Here is an 18,838-nt window from a genome sequence, read left to right as displayed (position 1 = left end):
GGTTAAAAGTAGCTGACTTTTACTGCGCGTTTAAGATTTAGCATCATATTTGCTTGACTAGGCCAACTAAACGTAAACGAGCTAATTTTCTTAATGGGTTATCAGGATCACAAGTGCAGGAAATGCCAAACGGTGTTTCACTACCAAGTTCCGCGTGGATTTGTACTTAAACACATTTTAGGCTTTCTGCCTATCCGTATATATTGGTGTCCTAAATGTACAACAAACCGGTATGTATGGATCGGAAAAAAAAGTAACGAATAGTGAGATTTTTCACAATCGAATAATTCCGTATGTTTGAGCCTGATATTGTAAACAGAATATGAAAGTTGCCTTAATCACTGGAGTAACCGGACAAGACGGTGCTTACCTTGCAGAATTCTTACTAAAAAAAGGATATTTTGTTCACGGCCTTAAACGCCGGTCTTCCTTGTTTAATACCGACCGGGTAGACCACCTGTATCACGACCAGCACGAAGCAGGGGTAAACTTTAAACTACATTTTGGCGATCTTACCGATTCTACCAACCTGATCCGGATTATCCAGGAAACACAGCCTGACGAGATATATAACCTTGCCGCAATGAGCCACGTTCACGTGAGCTTTGAAATGCCGGAATATACCGCCAATGCTGACGGTATCGGAACGTTGCGCCTTTTAGAAGCCATCCGCATTTTGGGTATGGAAAAAAAGACAAAGATCTACCAGGCGTCTACGTCAGAACTTTACGGCCTGGTTCAAGCCGTTCCTCAGAGCGAAACAACACCCTTTTATCCTAGGTCGCCATACGCCGTAGCCAAAATGTATGCATACTGGATTACGGTCAACTATAGGGAGGCCTATAATATGTATGCTTGTAACGGAATCCTTTTCAATCACGAAAGCCCGCTTCGCGGAGAAACCTTTGTAACCCGGAAAATCACCCGTGCTGCAGCAAAGATTGCTTTAGGCCTGCAAAACTGCTTATATCTGGGTAACCTCTCAGCACAGCGCGACTGGGGTCATGCTAAAGATTATATCGAGGCCATGTGGCTGATCCTTCAGCAGGAAAGCCCTGAAGACTATGTTATTGCCACAGGAATCACTACTACTGTGCGTGACTTCGTCAAAATGGCCTTTGCTGAACTTGGTATAGAAATCGAGTTCAGTGGAAAAGACGCGCACGAAAGAGGCGTGATCATAGATGTTGATCAGGAGTTGGTTAAGTCACTCGGTCTTAACGATACCAACCTCAAACCGGGAACGGTGGTTGTGCAGGTGGATGAGCGATATTACAGGCCTACAGAGGTAGACTTGCTACTGGGCGACCCGACCAAGGCGAACACCAAGTTGGGATGGAAACCAAAATACGACCTGCCAGCACTTGTGAAAGACATGGTCAGTGCAGATCTGCAACTGATGAAGAAAGACGAGCATCTAAAACTAGGTGGTTTCCGCACGCTAAATTATTTTGAGTAAGGCGGAAGCGCATGGCTGAGGTGAACATTGCTGTCATTGGCCTGGGCTATGTAGGTTTACCATTGGCTGTGGCCTTTGCGAAGAAATATCCTGTAGTCGGTTTTGATATTGACCAGTCGCGGGTAACGGAACTGCTGGAAGGTCGTGACAGAACCTGCGAGGCGGATATAGGCGAACTTTCCGAGTTGCTTTCCGCTAAGGGCGATGAGCATGGCCTAACACTAAGCGCAGAGCTTTCCGATCTGCAGGGATCAAACTTTTACATAGTTACGGTCCCTACACCCGTAGATGAATTTAAGGCGCCTGATCTTGGTCCGCTTCTCAACGCTACGGAGATGTTGGGCAAGGTAATAGCCAAAGGCGATATCGTCGTTTACGAATCAACCGTTTACCCCGGCTGTACCGAAGAAGAATGTGTGCCGGTATTGGCTACCGTCTCCGGACTTACTTATAATACAGATTTCTTTTGCGGATACTCCCCTGAACGGATTAACCCGGGAGATAAAGTCAACACACTTACAAAAATTATAAAAGTAACCTCAGGATCTACCGCAGAAATAGCAGATCGTATTGACGAAATCTATGCAAGCGTTATTGAGGCCGGTACACATAAAGCGCCAAGTATCAAAGTTGCAGAAGCCTCAAAAGCCGTTGAAAATGCCCAGCGCGATTTGAATATATCATTTGTCAATGAACTGGCGCTTATTTTCGACCGCCTGGGCATAGACACCTCCGATGTGCTCGATGCTGCGGCGACTAAGTGGAATTTCCTGAAATACCGGCCTGGCCTGGTAGGCGGGCATTGCATTGGCGTAGATCCCTACTATCTTGTGCACAAGTCAAAAGCCCTTGGTTACGAGCCGGAAGTGATCCTCTCAGGCAGGCGGGTAAATGAAAACATGGGACTATTCGTGGCATCAAAAGTCGTCAAGATGATAACAGCGCGTGGTTACATTCCCGGGCAGGAGCGGGCGCTGATTCTCGGATTCGCTTTCAAAGAAAACTGTCCGGATATCCGGAATACACGGGTTATTGATATATATACTGAATTGAAACAGTACGGTACGGAAGTAGATGTATACGATCCATGGGCAGATTAAGATGAAGTATTTAAAGAGTACAGCATAAAATTACTTGATCGTGCAACCCTTGGAAATTATCGTGCAATCATCGTTGCAGTAGCCCACGAAGAGTTTAAGACGCTCGATTATGAAGTTTGGCATAAAGGCGGCGCAATTATCTTTGACACGAAATCCTGCATCGACAGAAAGTTTGTCGACGCCCGCCTATAGTTGGCATCATTCATGCTAAGGATGGGCGATCATAAAATTTCAATTATTTATGATTAGCTTTAACTACATTAATAATTGGGGTGTATGAAAAAAACTTTACTTCTTCTATTATTAACGCTCTCCGTCTATTCAGTCTCTGCCCAGATGAACGACGAATTCAATTACACCATCGCTGTTAAGGCTTTTAGCGTTAGGCAAATGCCTAAAATCCTAAGCCAAAAGAACGCCGAGCGTTTCAGTAATTCCTGGTTTAAAGGAGGGATCCTTAAATTTAACGACAATCAGTTCAGCTACCGTATTAACGGAAATTATATAAAAACCGGCATCCGGTTAATTAATGACTGTGCGGATTGCGAAGAGGCCAACGGAACGGTAACAGACTACGTCTTTAAACTCGGTTTCGAAAAGAACCTCAGCTTTTCCCGTTTTCAGCCTTATTTTGGTTTCGATATGGGATACCGGCTGAACAAGTTCGATGGGCAACTGATGTCTACCAATCCGCTTATAGATGCGCAGGCGAGGGAAGTTTCTGCCGATGCGGTTGAAGCCACAAAATCGGGTTTGTTGCTCTCACCGCTGTTAGGCTTCAAGATCAATCCTGTAAGTATGGTGTCGGTCTTTGCAGAATCGAATATCGACTTCTTTATCTTTCATGAGAAGCAGGAAACTGTTAGCCGCGACGTTAACAATACCAAGACCGTCAACAACTATAGAAAGTCTGAATTCCTGCTTAATCCGGTCACTATCGGTATCCAGATTCATTTAGGGAATAATAGATAACTTTAATATATTTGCAGCCAATCTCTAAAACTGACCATCGACTCTCCAAATAAATATGAACCTTAGAAAGATTATCTCTGTTTTCTTGTTTCTATTTACCGTGCTCACAACGCCGTTGCTGTATGCTCAGACAGATTACTCAACCGTGAGGGTTGACGAACTGTCGGACGCACAGATCAGGCAAATGATCCAGCGTGCAGAATCCGTGGGCTACAACGATGCCCAACTGGAGCAGATGGCGCAGGCTCAGGGTATGAAAGCCGAAGAAATCCAAAAACTTCGCGTGCGTGTGGCTCGTATTCGTGCCGGTTCATCCAGCTTAACCGATACAACAAGATCAGGAAACAGCCAGGGCCGGCAAATCAACGACAACAACCTTTCCAGAAGAGACTCTGTTTCCAGGGTGAATGTACTGGAAGATTTGAAGCCTAAAATATTTGGTTCACAACTGTTTGCAAACAGCAACATCTCGTTTGAGCCCAACCTTCGTATGGCAACGCCGCGCAATTATGTGATTGGCCCGGATGATGAGCTCCTCCTTGACCTTAGCGGAGATAATGAAGCAAGCTATAAACTGCGCGTTAGTCCGGAAGGCGTAATTAGGGTACAATATGTGGGAAACGTAACCGTAGGCGGTTTAAGCATAGAGCAGGCAAGTTCAAAGATCAGGTCTGCCATGGCTGGTACCTACCCTTCTTTAAGAAACGGTCGCACTACACTGGCTATAAACCTTGGTAACATCAGGAGTATCAAGATAACCCTGTTGGGCGAGGTAGTAAAGCCAGGTACTTATACCTTATCTTCCCTTTCCACCGTCTTCAATGCCTTAAACGCGTCAGGCGGTCCAAATTCTAACGGATCCTTCAGGAAGATACAGGTGATACGGGGAAACAGGGTTGTTTCTACTATTGATGTCTACGATTTTCTGCTGAACGGTGTGCAGCGCGGAAATATTCGTCTGCAAGACCAGGATGTCATCAACATCCCGGTATATGAAAGTCGGGTGGAAATGGCAGGCGAAGTGAAGCGCCCGGCATTATTTGAAGTTTTATCGACCGAGACGTTATCTGACCTCCTCCGCTTCGCTGGTGGTTTTTCCGATATTGCTTACACGGCTAAGATCAAAGTATTGCAAAATACGAGCAAAGAGCGGAAAATCGCTGACGTAGATGCCGATCAGTTCAATACATATACTCCTGCAAACGGAGATAAGTTCGTGGTGGAACGCATCCTCGATCGCTTCGCTAACCGCGTTGCTATAGAAGGGGCGGTTTTCAGACCGGGACAATTTGAGCTTGATGCCGGACTTACCCTTAAGGGACTGATCGAAAAAGCCGAAGGGCTTACTGAGGACGCCTTCTTAAACAGAGGCTATATCAGCAGATTAAATCCGGATAATACACAAAGCTTAATTTCTTTCGACGTAGCCAAAGTGTTGGCCGGTACTGAAGCCGATATCAAACTTCAGCGGGAAGACCGGGTAACCATATCTTCGCTCTTCGATCTGCGTGACGAATATAAGGTAAGCATACAAGGTGAGGTGAGAGCACCTGGTACCTTCGATTATGCCGATAACATGAGTTTGGAAGCACTGATCCAAATGGCAGGCGGCTTTAGTGAAGGAGCTACACCTAACCGCATTGAAATTTCAAGACGTGTTCGTAACAGCGATGCCACATCTACTTCAGCCCGTACCGCCGAGGTGTTCACCGTAAACGTAGATAAGGATCTGAAACTTCAGGGTGACAAGTTTATCTTACAGCCCTTCGATGTAGTAGCCATACGAAGCTCTACCGGATATCAGGTGCAGCGTCAGGTTAAGCTGGAAGGAGAGGTTCTGTATCCTGGTGTGTATACAGTGACTAATAAGAACGAACGCATTTCCGACATGATTAAGCGTGCAGGTGGTTTAACGCCTAACGCTTATATAGAAGGGGCTTCACTGAAAAGGCCAGGAGCAGAGAAAGTAAATCCGGGGGACAAGAACGCCATAAATAACCAGGAAGAGGAGAATAAAAAATATTTAAACTTAAAGCGTGCTCAAGAAGCGGGTGTTAAGGATACATTGGATCGGGATGTCGAGCTTAAGCTGATACAGTCAGATTTAGTCGGCATTGATTTGGAGCGTATAATTAAGAAGCCGCAGTCGAGATTCGACCTTATAGTTGAAGATGGTGACGTCATTCGGGTTCCGAGACAATTGCAGACTGTAAAAGTGACAGGTGAGGTGCTTAATCCGAACAGTATAGTATATTCGCCTAATAAGAGTTTTAAGGCTTATGTGAACGGGGCAGGAGGTTTTACAACTAGTGCTCTTAGGCGAGGAGCATATATTAAGTATGCAAATGGGTCGGTTGAAGCAGCAAGCAAGTTTTTGTTTTTTAATAACTATCCTAAAGTTAAGCCGGGGGCTGAGATATTGGTGCCGAAAAAGGCTGAACGGGAAAGGATGAATGCGCAAGCTTGGGTAGGTTTGGCTACTGCTGTGGCTTCAATGGGCGCTATAATAGTTAGTTTGCTAAGATAGATTGGAAATATGACCAAGACCCAAAATATCGATAAGGATGAGATTTCTCTTCGTACGTTAATTGAGCAACTGAAAGAATGGCTATGTTTTCTCGGCAATAAGTGGACAATAATATTAGCGGCGGGATTGTTGGGAATCAGCATAGGTATTTTAACAGCAAAGGTCACTATGCCGGTGTACACAGCGACAACAACCTTTGTTTTGGAATCCGGGGAATCCTCGAGTGGTGGCCTTGGTCAATATGCAGGTGTGGCTTCGCTAGTTGGTATTGATATTGGGCAGGCTGGGGGAGGAATATTTCAGGGAGATAATATACTTGAACTGTACAAGTCAAGAACTATGATTCAAAAGACTCTAATGTCGATTGATTCAGTGAGCAAGAAACCTTTGATAATTGATTATCTTGAGATCTATCATGCTGACGACATTCTTGATTTGGCTGTCTTCAAAAGTCAAAATGTGGATCGTCTTAAATTTGAAGATCGTTTACGAGATAGCATATTGGGTGTAGTGACTCATGAAATCAACACTAAACATTTATCGGTTGCCAAACCTGATAAGAAACTTAGTATTATCAAAGTTATGTTTAAAAGTCGTGAGGAGCGATTTGCGAAGCTTTTCAACGATCGTCTGGTACAGAATGTTAACGATTTTTATATTCAGACAAAAACCAAGAAGTCATTAGACAATGTTTTAATCCTTCAGGCCAAGGCAGATTCAGTGAGGGCAGTGATGGAGGGTGCAATTTACTCAGCTGTCAAAGTCACGGACCTCACGCCAAACCTAAATCCCACAAGGCAAGTTCAGAGGTCTGCGCCGCTTCAACGAGCACAATTTTCCGCAGAAACTAGCAAAGCGATATTATCCGAGCTCGTAAAAAACCTGGAGATGTCTAAGCTGGCTTTACTTAAGGAGAAGCCATTAATTCAGATCGTAGATAGTCCCATTTTACCTCTTCCGCAAGAAAAAATCGGGCTGTTGACCGGAGGAGTCTTTGGATTTATGTTAGGTTTTATAATTTTAGTTGTCTATTTATCCGTAATCTTTATTTATAAAAATATACCTCAAAGTGAAGAATAGTATCGCAGTAATTGGATTAGGCTATGTGGGGCTACCTTTAGCCATCGAATTTGCAAAAAAACACAAAGTCGTTGGATTTGATATCAACACAGATCGTGTTAAGGAGCTGTCAGAAGGATTTGATAGAACCAGGGAGACAAACCCTGAAGAGTTTAAAAATGTTTTAAGTGATTCAAACATTCTATTCTCTTCTGATCTCAAGGACCTGCATCAATGCAATATTTATATAGTCACTGTTCCTACACCAATAGACCAGTTCAAGGCGCCTAATTTAGGGCCATTAATGATAGCATCTGAGATGTTAGGTAAGATTATTAAGAAACGGGACATAATTATTTATGAATCTACTGTGTATCCTGGGTGTACAGAAGAAGATTGCGTTCCTGTACTTGAAAAGCATTCTGGTCTTTCTTACAATAAGGATTTCTTCTGTGGCTACTCTCCAGAGCGTATAAATCCGGGGGACAAGGTCAATACGCTGACAAAAATAAAGAAGGTTACATCAGGTTCTACGCCTGAGGTAGCGGATTTTATAGATGAACTTTATTCTTCAATAATTGAAGCAGGGACCCATAAGGCTCCAAGCATTAAGGTAGCAGAGGCTTCGAAAGCGATAGAAAATGCACAAAGAGATATAAATATTTCTTTCGTCAACGAACTCGCATTAATATTCGATCGATTGGGAATTGACACAAGCGATGTAATAGAAGCAGCTGGAACTAAATGGAATTTTTTAAAGTATAAACCTGGACTCGTAGGTGGACACTGTATAGGTGTAGATCCATATTATCTCGCTCATAAGGCTGAGTCCGTAGGCTACCATCCCCAGGTTATTTTGTCAGGAAGGCGGGTGAACGATAATATGGGGATGTTTGTAGCAAGTAAGGTCATCAAGCTTATGATCCATAAGGGGCATAAAATCCATGGTGCGAAGGCGCTTATTTTGGGTATGACCTTTAAAGAAGACTGTCCAGACATCCGTAATTCAAGAGTAATCGATATTTATTCTGAATTGGGACAGTTTGGACTGGATGTAGAAGTCTATGATCCTCATGCTGATCCGCGTGAGGTACATAGCGAATATAGTATTCACCTTATAGATCATTTAAACAGCCAGTATGATGCAATAGTTCTTGCCGTGTGTCACAAGGAGTTTCTAGGTCTTGATCTTGATAATTTAAAAAATGGAGGCAACGCTGTGATATTTGATACGAAGTCTTGTTTGGATAGGAACCTAATCGATGCGAGATTATGATAAAGACAATTCAGATGGTCGATTTGAAAGGTCAATATCTTAAAATCAAAGACGAAATTGATACTTCGATATTTGACGCGGTTATGGAAACGGCTTACATAAACGGTCCGCAGGTTAAACAATTTGCTGATCAGCTTAGCAAATTCAATAACGTGGATTTTGCTGTGACTTGTGCGAACGGTACAGACGCACTTCAAATAGCTATGATGGGACTGGGTTTCAAACCCGGAGATGAGGTCATAGTTCCCGCATTTACCTACATAGCTACAGTTGAAGTTATCGCACTTCTGGGCTTAGTACCTAAGTTTGCAGAGGTTAGGGAGGATACTTTTGAAATTGATGTCCGCTATCTGGATGGACTTATAACTGAAAGAACTGTTGGAATTGTCCCGGTTCATCTATTTGGGCAATGTTCAAATATGGAACTACTGATGGCCTTTGCCGAAAAATATTCGATTTCCGTAATAGAGGATACGGCGCAGGCTATGGGGGCAGAGTATATTTTCAAAAGTGGAGATAGGCGTTTTGCTGGAACGATCGGCCATGTCGGTACTACCTCGTTCTTTCCTTCAAAAAATTTAGGATGCTTTGGCGACGGCGGTGCAATTTTAACCGATAATGCGGAACTTGGACAAAGATTGCATATGATCGCAAATCACGGCCAAAGAAGGAAATATCATCATGAGGTAATTGGAATAAATTCAAGACTTGATACATTGCAGGCTGCCGTGCTTAATGTCAAAATTAAATATTTAAACGATTATGCGCGTGCTAGAGGGAAAGTCGCATCATATTATGATCAGCAACTTGGAAGTATAAGCGAGTTGGTGATTCCTAAAAGAGCTAGTTATTCCACGCATGTTTTCAATCAATACACCTGTCGCGTGCTAAACGGTAGGCGTGATCAGTTAAAGGAATATCTTAATGAAAAGGGCATCCCAACAATGATTTATTATCCAATTCCCGTCCACTTGCAGGAAGCATATCTCTCTTATGGGTATAAGAAAGGTGATTTGCCCGTATCTGAACGATTATGTGAGGAGGTTATCTCTTTACCGATACATACCGAAATGAAGGATGAGGTGTTGAAATATATTGTGGAGCATATTAAAATTTTTTTCAAAGATGGAAAATAGGTTCTATGTCCATGAGTCTGCGATTATCGATGAAGGCGCTTCAATAGGCGAAAATGTAAAAATTTGGCATTTTAGTCATATCATGGGTGGTTGTCATATTGGTGACCGCTGCAATATCGGGCAGAATGTTGTCGTTTCGCCTGGAGTAAGACTTGGGAAAAATGTTAAGGTTCAGAATAATGTCTCTATTTATGAGGGTGTAATTTGTGATGATGATGTATTCCTTGGGCCTTCTATGGTATTTACTAATGTGATTAATCCAAGAAGCGCTATAAACCGTAGAGGCCAATTTTTGAAAACCCACGTTGGAAAAGGAGCCTCAATAGGAGCCAATGCAACGATTGTCTGTGGACATGATATTGGAGAATTTGCTTTGATCGGTGCTGGAACTGTAGTTACGAAGAACGTAGCTAGCTATGCTTTGGTGGTTGGGAATCCGGGCCGCCAAATCGGATGGGTTAGCGAGTATGGCCACAGGCTGAATTTCAATGAAACGGGATTGGCTATTTGTCCGGAAAGTGGCGAAGAATATTTAATCAGTAATAATTGCGTTTCGAAAATCAAGTAATGACAAAGGAAAAAATACGGTTTGCTGTAGTCGGATGCGGGCATATAGGCAAAAGACATGCTGAAATGATAACACGCAACAAGGAATGTGAATTAGTGGCGTTGATCGATGTTAAAGAGAAGGCAGTTCTTGAGATTGAGCGATATGATGTGCCTTTCTACAGTAGCCTCGAACAGTTCTTAAAATCGGGTATCGATGTTGACGTTATCAATATTGCATCTCCTAATGGTTTTCATGCCCAGCAGGCACTTCAGTGTCTTGATGCAAAAAAGCACATCGTTGTAGAAAAGCCCATGGCGTTAACCAAGGCGGACGCAGAAAAGGTTATATTTAAAGCCTTGCACGTACATCGTCAGGTTTTCGCTGTAATGCAAAATCGTTATTCACCTCCATCAATATGGATCAAAGATTTGGTGGAGTCAGGCAAACTTGGTAAGGTTTACATGGTTCAGCTGAATTGTTACTGGAATCGCGATGAGAGATATTACAAGGCTGAAAGCTGGCACGGGAAAAAGCATTTAGATGGTGGCACCTTGTTTACGCAATTTTCTCATTTTATCGACATTATGTACTGGTTATTCGGAGATATTGAAAATATCCATGCAAGACTTAATGACTTCAACCACAGTCATCTTACGGACTTTGAAGATAGTGGTTTTGTGAGTTTTGATTTTGTGAGCGGAGGAATAGGAGCTATCAATTTTTCCACGGCTATATGGAATCAAAATTTGGAAAGCTCGATGACTATTATTGCAGAAAACGGGTCGGTTAAAATTGGAGGTCAATACATGAATGAAGTCGAAGTCTGTACAATTAAAGATTACCAAATGCCAACGTTAGCTCCGACTAATCCTGGTAATGACTACGGCGCTTACAAGGGGTCTGCAGCGAATCATCATTATGTTATTAATAATGTGGTAGATGTATTGAAGAATAGGTCTGCAATTACCACGAACGCTCTTGAAGGCCTAAAGGTAGTTGATATTATTGAGAGAATCTATAAAACGTCCTAATAGATGCCCTTAAAGATTGCTGAATATGATAGAAATATTTTAAAGTTGTTTTCCGGGACTGCAATCGCCCAGGGAGTTTCTTTCTGCACAATTCCTATTGTTGCAAAACTTTATGGCCCATCAGAATATGGAACGTACGGCGGGTTTTTTGCTGCTGTAATGATTTTGAGTGTTCTCGCTACTGCTCGTTATGAGTTAGCAATAATGACGCCCGAGGACGACGACGAGGTAGCAATCATTATGAAGTTAACTTCCTGGATAACTTTAATAGTATGTTTCGGTGCCTTTGTAATCATAGCTTTTATCCCACTATCGCTATTAAATGCATTGTTAGATGTCAAAAGTGGAAGTCGGATAGCCTTTATCTTAATACCTGTCGGCGCATACCTTTTGGCTCAGTTTCAAATATATAATAATTGGCTTGTTCGGAAAAAGCAATATTTGCAGCTATCGGTAAATAAGCTGTTACGTAGTTTTTTATTTGCACTAACGTCGATTGCTATAGGTTTAATCGCCCCTAAAGCTGTTTTGTTGGCCGTGTCTCTCATTGTGAGCCATATTGCCTCTAATATATTTCTGAGAGTCAAGAACATTGAGCTTCGACTCGATCTAATCTTGTTTCCCAGTAAAGCGCTTAGATTTAGTATGCTGAAGGCCGCTAATGCCTATAGGCAATATCCTGCTTACATTCTTCCTGCCGAACTGATGAATGTAATCTGTACACAGCTTCCCGTTTTTGTCTTCCTCTGGTGTTTTAATTCGTCCGAATCAGGTTATTTTTCATTTATCATATCGTTATTGAACATTCCTATTTCCCTATTAGCTAATGCTATACTAGATGTTTTCAAAGAAAAAGCGAGTTCCGATTATAGAAGGGAAGGGAGTTGCCAAGCAGTATACTTAAGTACATTAAAAAAGATGGTTGTGGTGGCAATATTGCCATTCATCGTTTTGTATTTTTTTGGAAGTAATCTCATAACGTTGTTTTTTGGTGAAGAGTGGAGCCAGGCTGGTAAATTCCTTGATGTCTTGCTGCCAATGTTTTTTTTTAAGTTCATTTCTAGCCCTTTAAGCTTCGTCTTCTATATTGTAAATCGGCAAAAGGAGGATTTTTTGTGGCATATGTATATTATGGCAACAAACTTAATTGCATTGTATATCGGAGCGGGTATATATAGAGATATTTTATTAGCGGTGAGGTTATATTCTATAAACTTCACGATAATTTATATAATTTATCTAATCAGGTCTTTTCAACTATCTAGGCATAAAATTTTTTCATGAGTTTTATTAAAAAATTGATCAAGTATGTTTACTGGAACGTTATTAGGTGCAATCCTTTGACTCGATGCATTTACGAGACTAGGGGGACACAGACCCCAATAACATTCAGATATTTGTTTTTCCAGAAAATTTTAGGAATAAACAGATCGGCATATTGGCAGGTACATTTTACAAGCATAGTCACATATCCAAAGAATATTACCGTTGGTATAGAAACATCGCCTGGAATGATGCCTGGATGCTACATACAAGGCATGGGGGAGATAGTAATCGGTGATTATACTCAAATAGCGGCAAATGTTGGTATTATTAGCAGCAATCATGACTTGTATGATACGTCCAAGCATGTGGAAGGAAAGGTGAATATTGGTAGATACTGCTGGATAGGAATGAACTCAGTGGTTCTTCCGGGCATCACTTTGGGTGACTTCACCATCGTTGGGGCAGGATCAATAGTAACTAAATCGTTTCCAGAAGGACACTGCGTGATTGCAGGTAATCCGGCAAAAATTATCAAGGTGTTAGAACGGGAAAAGTGCGAAGGGTACACTAGTCGTTATGAGTATAATGGCTATATACCAAAAGAAAAATTTGAAAAGTTCAAGTCTAAACTGAAATCCTGAATAACTTATGAAAATATTCACTATCATTGGTGCTAGACCACAGTTTATCAAAGCCGCCGTCGTCTCTAGAGCGATTCGCAGTATTTCCGGAGTAACCGAAGTATTAATTCATACGGGCCAGCATTTTGACGCAAACATGTCCGACGTTTTCTTTAAAGAGCTAGATATAAGGCATCCCGACTATAATTTAAAAATTGGTGGAGGGACACACGGTCAGAACACTGGAAGAATGCTTGAAGCTGTAGAGTCAATTCTTATGGAGAACAAGCCAGATTGTGTTTTGGTATATGGAGACACTGACTCTACTTTAGCGGGAGCCCTGGCTGCAGTTAAGCTTCACATTCCACTCGCTCATGTTGAAGCTGGCCTGAGATCGTTTAATAGACGTATGCCAGAAGAGATTAATCGTGTACTAACAGATCATTCATCGGATCTGTTGTTCACCCCGACAGAGACTGCTGTAAATAATCTTACTAATGAAGGGGTGGACGCAAATAAAGTTCATCTCGTGGGGGATGTTATGCTAGATGCAACACTTTACTACAAGAACAAGGCAAAGAGACCTATAAGATTCCCTGTTACGCATGGGGACTTTGTATTGTGTACCATTCATCGTGCTGAAAATACGGATGACTTAGGTCGTTTGCGAAACATAATCGAAGCCTTGAATGAAATTTCTTGCCAGGTCAACATTATTCTGCCAATACATCCCAGAACTGCAAATGTGATAAGCAAATTTCAAGATATTAAATTGAATGACCGGATATTTACTATTGAGCCAGTAGGTTACTTAGAAATGAATTGGTTACTACAGCATTGTTCATTGGTAATGACTGATAGTGGTGGCGTCCAAAAGGAGGCTTTTTTTCACGGGAAGCCTTGCGTGACGCTCAGAGATGAAACAGAATGGGTCGAACTGGTGAACTTTGGGGTCAACAAACTAGCGCCTCCAAATGGCGGAGGGATAATTGATGCTTTTCAGGCTTTCTATGGAAAAGAAATTGACAACAACCTTGATCTTTATGGGAAAGGTACTGCTGGGGTCGATTTATTAAATGTGATTAAAGACAAATTGTAAGTAGCTTTGCAAAGGAATGAACAATAGCAAGATATATATTCCTAATCTCTCACTTGGTAATACCAAATCTGTGGTCAATATGGTGCGTAAAGCAGGAGGTTTAGTACAAATAGCTGGCAGTCCTTCGGAGTTATTAGACGCCGAAAAAATCATTTTGCCGGGCGTTGGATCCTATGACGCAGGTATGACTGAATTACATGATGGAGGTTGGGTAGAAGCACTCAATGATTTGGTATTAGTTCGTAAAAGGCCAATACTTGGGATATGCTTAGGAATGCAGTTTTTTTTCGATGGAAGTGAGGAAGGTGTTTGCCCAGGACTGGGCTGGATTCCGGGAACTCTCGTAAGATTCTGTTCCACGCCTGAAAATCCCATAAAAGTCCCACATATGGGGTGGAATACCTTGAAAGTGAAGCGGACAGATAGTTTATTTGATTCATCTGATGAGGAAGTCCGGTTCTATTTTGTTCATTCTTATCATGCGGTCTGTAAAGACGAGTACGACTTAGTCGCCACAGCGCACCACGGATCGGATGTGACAGCTGCTGTTCAGAGAGGTAATATTTATGGAGTTCAGTTTCATCCCGAAAAGAGCCACAAATTCGGCCTGTCGCTTTTTAATAATTTTTTATCAGTATAAATGTTAAAGCATAGGGTTATACCAGCTCTTTTGTTGCAGAATGGGGGGCTAGTCAAAACGACGAAATTTTCAAACCCCAAATATGTTGGGGATCCGATTAACGCGATCAGAATTTTTAACACTAAAGAGGTCGACGAATTAATGGTTCTGGATATTGATGCAAGTAAATCGCATAAAGAGCCCAATTATTCTTTGATTGAGCAGTTTGCTGGGGAGTGCTTTATGCCGCTAAGTTATGGAGGTGGAATCCGCACTGTGGAGCAGGCGGCAAGAATATTTAAACTTGGAGTTGAAAAGGTATGTCTTCAAACGGCAGTGTTATATGATTTGAAACTAATCAATGATCTTGCAGACCGATTTGGTAGCCAGAGCATCGTAGTATCAGTCGATATAAAGAAAGATTGGTTAAATCGGAATAAGATCTATACGAGCCATACAGGTGAACTCGGAAGTGTGAACTGGCTAGACCATGTCAAAAACGCTGTAGAAGCTGGGGCTGGGGAAATACTATTAAATGCTGTCGACCGCGATGGTACGATGCAGGGGCCTGACCTAACACTTATTTCAGCTGCAAGTCATGGAATATCTGCTCCATTGATTTCATTGGGCGGGATCGGGAGCCTCTCCGATATAAAAGCTGCTATTGAAGCTGGAGCAAGTGCAGTGGCTGCCGGCGCCTTTTTTGTATTCCACGGAAAACATAAAGCAGTTCTGATTACTTATCCAGAATATGAGCAGTTAACCACTTTATTTTCTAATTGAAATATGAAAAAAACCTACCAGATATGTAAGAGGTGTGTCATGGACACAACGGATCCTACCATTGAGTTCGATAAAAATGGTATTTGCAACCATTGCCATACTCACGAGAACGAAGTCAGGAACAAGGTAGTTTCAGGACCGCAAGGTGCAAGAGAACTCCAAATAATTGTCGACAGGATAAAAGAAGAGAACAAAAGGAATCAATACGATTGTGTTATAGGAGTAAGTGGGGGGGTGGACAGTACGTTCGTCGCTTACAAAGTTAAGGAGCTGGGATTACGGCCATTGGCTGTGCATCTGGACAACGGGTGGGATTCAGAGCTAGCGATCAAGAATGTGGAAAACATCTGTCGCAAACTTGAAATCGATCTTCATACGGTAGTACTTAATTGGAATGAATTTCGTGATCTTCAACTGTCTTTTTTAAAGGCTTCAACTCCTGATTCAGAAATACCCAGCGATCATGCCATCGTCGTTTCGATGCTACAGACAGCTAAGATGGTGGGTGTCAAGAATATTTTGACCGGTTACAACGTTAGAACAGAAACGCATTTACCGGCAGAATGGTCTCAGGGTCATTTTGATTGGGGATATATAAAGAATGTGCATAGTAGGTTTGGAAAGGTCAAGCTTAAGACTTTCCCTCACCTAACACTGTTCAACTTTCTATTTCCTCCATATGGTAAGAAATTCATCAATATTCTCAATTACATCGATTACTCTAAAAAGGAGGCTATGCCAATACTTGAGAGAGAAATTGGATGGCGTTACTATGGCGGCAAGCACTACGAGTCCATATATACAAGATGGTTTCAAGGTTACTGGTTGCCCGCCAAATTTGGTTATGATAAGAGGAAATCCCATCTTTCGAGTTTGATCTGCGCAGGAGAAATAACACGCAATGAGGCTTTAGAAGAATTGAAGAAGTCGACATACCCACCAGAACTGCAAAAGGAGGATACCGAGTACGTACTTAAAAAGTTTGATATTACACAGGAGGAACTCGACGAATTATTACACGCGCCTAAAAGATCGTATTGGGATTATTCACCTTATGGACGTATTTACCGCACTCCCCTCTATAAGGGACTTCGAAGCATATACCGTACATTAAAAAAATAATATGAAGAAAGTTGTTGTGATTGCCACTTATTTCCCGCCTGCCGGGGGAATTGCCACTTTCCGGATTACCAAGTTTGTAAAGTTTTTACCGAGGTTTGATTGGCAGCCTATCGTCCTGACTGTAAAGGAGGATGCATACAAGGAATGCGGGTTCCTGATCGACAATACACTTTCAAAAGATCTAGCGAACGACCTGACAATTTATAGAACTGATATAGGTGCTGAACCCTCGGTTATGAAAGGACTAAGAAAGGGATTGCCAACCCGTTGGCTTAAGCCGCTATTTGCTATTATTGGTTCTTTAATAAAGAACGAAAGACCGGATCTATTATTTGCAACGGGCGATCCGTTCTTCCCCTTACTTGTAGCTCCATTCGCAAAAGTCCGGTACGGGTTGAATTATGTCATAGACCTCCGGGATCCCTGGAAACTAGCCATAAAAGACAATCCTATACCTGGGTTAAAAGGTAAAATATTTACGCCGCTGAACAATTTCCTTGAGCCTTTAGTGCTAAATAGAGCATCAAAAGTCATTGTTGTTTCTGAGAAAATGGCCGAGGATTACCGAGCTGCATATCCCAAGAGACCAGCGAACGATTTCATTGTCATACCAAATGGATATGATCCCAATGATTATGACTGTATTCCTGCGGTAGCCTTGCATGGATTTACTGTCACTTATGCCGGCAAGTTTCTGTCTGGTAAGTCTTTTCGGAATCCTGAACCCTTTTTCAAGGCGTTAAACATTTTGAAAGAATCTGGCGTAATTATAAATTTCCGATATATTGGCGAGCCTAATCCACAAATCGATAATCTAGCGGAACAACACCAGCTTTCAGATAGATATCAACCGGTTGGTTATCTTAGTTACAGTGAAACTATCGCCAATATGAAGGGCTCCGATGTTTTGTTGCTTATTGGCAGCGGACAAGAAACGGAGCAGACTGGAAAAATCTTCGATTATCTAGGATGCAAGAGACCAATCCTTGCTTTGGCGTCTCAAAGGGGCGGGATTGCCGATGTTGTGGCCGGAATCGAGCAAGTTGCGCTGACAAGTAATGATAGTCCCGAAACAATTGCGCAATTGTTGCTAGAATTTTATCAAGGAAGAAGCGAGCAGCCAATTGAAAGAGATGGTATCTCCGGATATTTAAGAGAACATCTTACTGAGAGATTGGCTGATGTATTCAACGAAATAAGTTCATAGCATGAAGGCGTTCCTAATACGGGCATATGACTTGGTAATTTTAATATTGGGTTTGCCTTTTGTCCTTCTCTTTGTCGTTATGGGGAGGCTTTCGATAAGAATGGGAGCCTACAGCGATTTGTCTGTCTTAGTTTCAAAGATCCCGTTTCGTTATGGTGAGCTTATAAGATATTACTACTATAAGTTTACGCTAGAAAAATTAGGCACTGATGTAACTTTCAGATATGGAAGTTTTTGCCAGTATCCTTCAGCACGAATAGGCAACCGGGTTCTGTTTGGATATTATGTGGCGATAGGTGAGGTTGAGATCGGTGATGATGTCGTTGTAGGTGGCTTTGTAAATTTCCTGAGTGGTACAAATCAGCATAGTTTTGATGATCCTTTTCAACCCATTAGTACACAAAAGGCTGCAGGGCGGTCCAGGATAAATATTGGATCAGATGTGTGGATTGGCAGCAACGCGATAATAGCGGCAAACGTGGGGAATCGATGTGTAGTTGGTACAGGAAGTGTACTGATTAAACCTGCTGAAAACAATACGGTATCTGGGGGAAATCCGGCTAGGATAATCAAACAAATCTGACTATGCTTTTTCGATTTATTCTTGTAAATCTGTTTTCCTTCATAAAGAGATTTTTTGCTTTTAATGCGACGATTTACAACGCTATAGTCGTAGTACCATTACTCACTGTACTAACCCCAAGGTTATCTAAAAATTCACTTTGGTTTGTACTATTCTTTTCAATATTTCTGATAGTTTCAGGAAACGCTGTTTCGTACGGCAAGTTTATTGTGTATTTTCTATTGCTAATCAGTATCCCGATGTTCCGGAGGACAAACTTCGATGAACTGATGCAGAGCACCATTGTATTTTTCTTATTGGTATCTATGTACGGCTTATATCAAAAATTTTTTGGGTATACCTCTATAGAAGTCAATTGGATCCAATCAGGACTGAGTTTCGCAGATGAAAGGGAATTTATTACGGATGATATCCGGCCGTTTTCGACTT

Annotated in this window: 17 protein-coding genes; all 17 read left to right on the top strand. The window is 41.9% G+C overall.

Annotation, left to right across the window (positions count from 1 at the left end; translation table 11 throughout):
- The first annotated feature begins 322 nt into the window (after positions 1–322).
- A complete protein-coding gene (gene gmd / locus QEP07_RS09815) occupies positions 323–1,459 on the top strand; it encodes a GDP-mannose 4,6-dehydratase (protein WP_285009901.1) in 1,137 nt (378 codons plus the stop codon).
- Positions 1,460–1,470: 11 nt separating this feature from the next.
- The gene (locus tag QEP07_RS09810) at positions 1,471–2,559 is read left to right on the top strand and encodes a nucleotide sugar dehydrogenase (RefSeq protein ID WP_350223369.1); all 1,089 of its coding nucleotides are present in this window, start codon (positions 1,471–1,473) and stop codon (positions 2,557–2,559) included.
- Between the two features lie 276 nt (positions 2,560–2,835).
- Entirely contained in the window at positions 2,836–3,531 is a 696-nt protein-coding gene (locus QEP07_RS09805) for a hypothetical protein (protein WP_285009900.1), read from the top strand.
- Positions 3,532–3,586: 55 nt separating this feature from the next.
- Positions 3,587–6,058, top strand: coding sequence for an SLBB domain-containing protein (locus QEP07_RS09800; protein ID WP_285009899.1), 2,472 nt, complete (start codon positions 3,587–3,589; stop codon positions 6,056–6,058).
- 9 nt (positions 6,059–6,067) lie between these two features.
- Positions 6,068–7,138 carry a lipopolysaccharide biosynthesis protein gene (locus QEP07_RS09795; RefSeq protein ID WP_285009898.1) on the top strand — a complete coding sequence of 357 codons (1,071 nt, stop codon included), beginning with the start codon at positions 6,068–6,070 and terminating at the stop codon, positions 7,136–7,138.
- Entirely contained in the window at positions 7,128–8,393 is a 1,266-nt protein-coding gene (locus QEP07_RS09790; RefSeq protein ID WP_285009896.1) for a nucleotide sugar dehydrogenase, read from the top strand. Before QEP07_RS09795 ends, QEP07_RS09790 begins: the two co-directional genes overlap by 11 nt.
- Entirely contained in the window at positions 8,390–9,529 is a 1,140-nt protein-coding gene (locus QEP07_RS09785; protein WP_285009895.1) for a DegT/DnrJ/EryC1/StrS family aminotransferase, read from the top strand. Before QEP07_RS09790 ends, QEP07_RS09785 begins: the two co-directional genes overlap by 4 nt.
- Complete coding sequence (locus QEP07_RS09780; RefSeq protein ID WP_285009893.1) at positions 9,519–10,097, top strand: acyltransferase; 579 nt, start codon at positions 9,519–9,521, stop codon at positions 10,095–10,097. Before QEP07_RS09785 ends, QEP07_RS09780 begins: the two co-directional genes overlap by 11 nt.
- Entirely contained in the window at positions 10,097–11,110 is a 1,014-nt protein-coding gene (locus QEP07_RS09775; RefSeq protein WP_285009892.1) for a Gfo/Idh/MocA family protein, read from the top strand. Before QEP07_RS09780 ends, QEP07_RS09775 begins: the two co-directional genes overlap by 1 nt.
- Positions 11,111–11,113: 3 nt before the next feature.
- Positions 11,114–12,394 carry a lipopolysaccharide biosynthesis protein gene (locus tag QEP07_RS09770; RefSeq protein ID WP_285009891.1) on the top strand — a complete coding sequence of 427 codons (1,281 nt, stop codon included), beginning with the start codon at positions 11,114–11,116 and terminating at the stop codon, positions 12,392–12,394.
- Positions 12,391–13,017 (top strand): acyltransferase, encoded by a 627-nt coding sequence (locus QEP07_RS09765; protein ID WP_285009890.1) that lies wholly within the window; start codon positions 12,391–12,393, stop codon positions 13,015–13,017. The genes QEP07_RS09770 and QEP07_RS09765 overlap by 4 nt, the downstream gene beginning before the upstream one ends.
- Before the next feature lie 7 nt (positions 13,018–13,024).
- On the top strand, positions 13,025–14,095 hold the full coding sequence (wecB, locus tag QEP07_RS09760; protein WP_285009889.1) for a non-hydrolyzing UDP-N-acetylglucosamine 2-epimerase: 1,071 nt from the start codon (positions 13,025–13,027) through the stop codon (positions 14,093–14,095).
- Between the two features lie 16 nt (positions 14,096–14,111).
- Positions 14,112–14,735: an imidazole glycerol phosphate synthase subunit HisH gene (gene hisH, locus QEP07_RS09755; protein ID WP_285009888.1), complete on the top strand. Its 624-nt coding sequence runs from the start codon at positions 14,112–14,114 to the stop codon at positions 14,733–14,735.
- Entirely contained in the window at positions 14,736–15,497 is a 762-nt protein-coding gene (locus QEP07_RS09750) for an AglZ/HisF2 family acetamidino modification protein (RefSeq protein ID WP_285009887.1), read from the top strand. It begins immediately after the preceding gene.
- A 3-nt stretch (positions 15,498–15,500) separates the two neighbouring features.
- A complete protein-coding gene (locus QEP07_RS09745; RefSeq protein WP_285009885.1) occupies positions 15,501–16,619 on the top strand; it encodes an N-acetyl sugar amidotransferase in 1,119 nt (372 codons plus the stop codon).
- A 1-nt stretch (position 16,620) separates the two neighbouring features.
- Positions 16,621–17,826, top strand: a complete 1,206-nt coding sequence (locus tag QEP07_RS09740; protein ID WP_285009883.1) for a glycosyltransferase — start codon at positions 16,621–16,623, stop codon at positions 17,824–17,826.
- A 1-nt stretch (position 17,827) separates the two neighbouring features.
- Positions 17,828–18,409 (top strand): acyltransferase, encoded by a 582-nt coding sequence (locus tag QEP07_RS09735; RefSeq protein WP_285009881.1) that lies wholly within the window; start codon positions 17,828–17,830, stop codon positions 18,407–18,409.
- The last annotated feature ends 429 nt before the right edge of the window (positions 18,410–18,838 follow it).

The organism is Pedobacter faecalis (genome assembly GCF_030182585.1).
In the GTDB taxonomy this organism is placed as follows: Bacteria; Bacteroidota; Bacteroidia; order Sphingobacteriales; family Sphingobacteriaceae; genus Pedobacter; species Pedobacter faecalis.
This window is presented reverse-complemented; position numbering and strand designations above follow the sequence as displayed.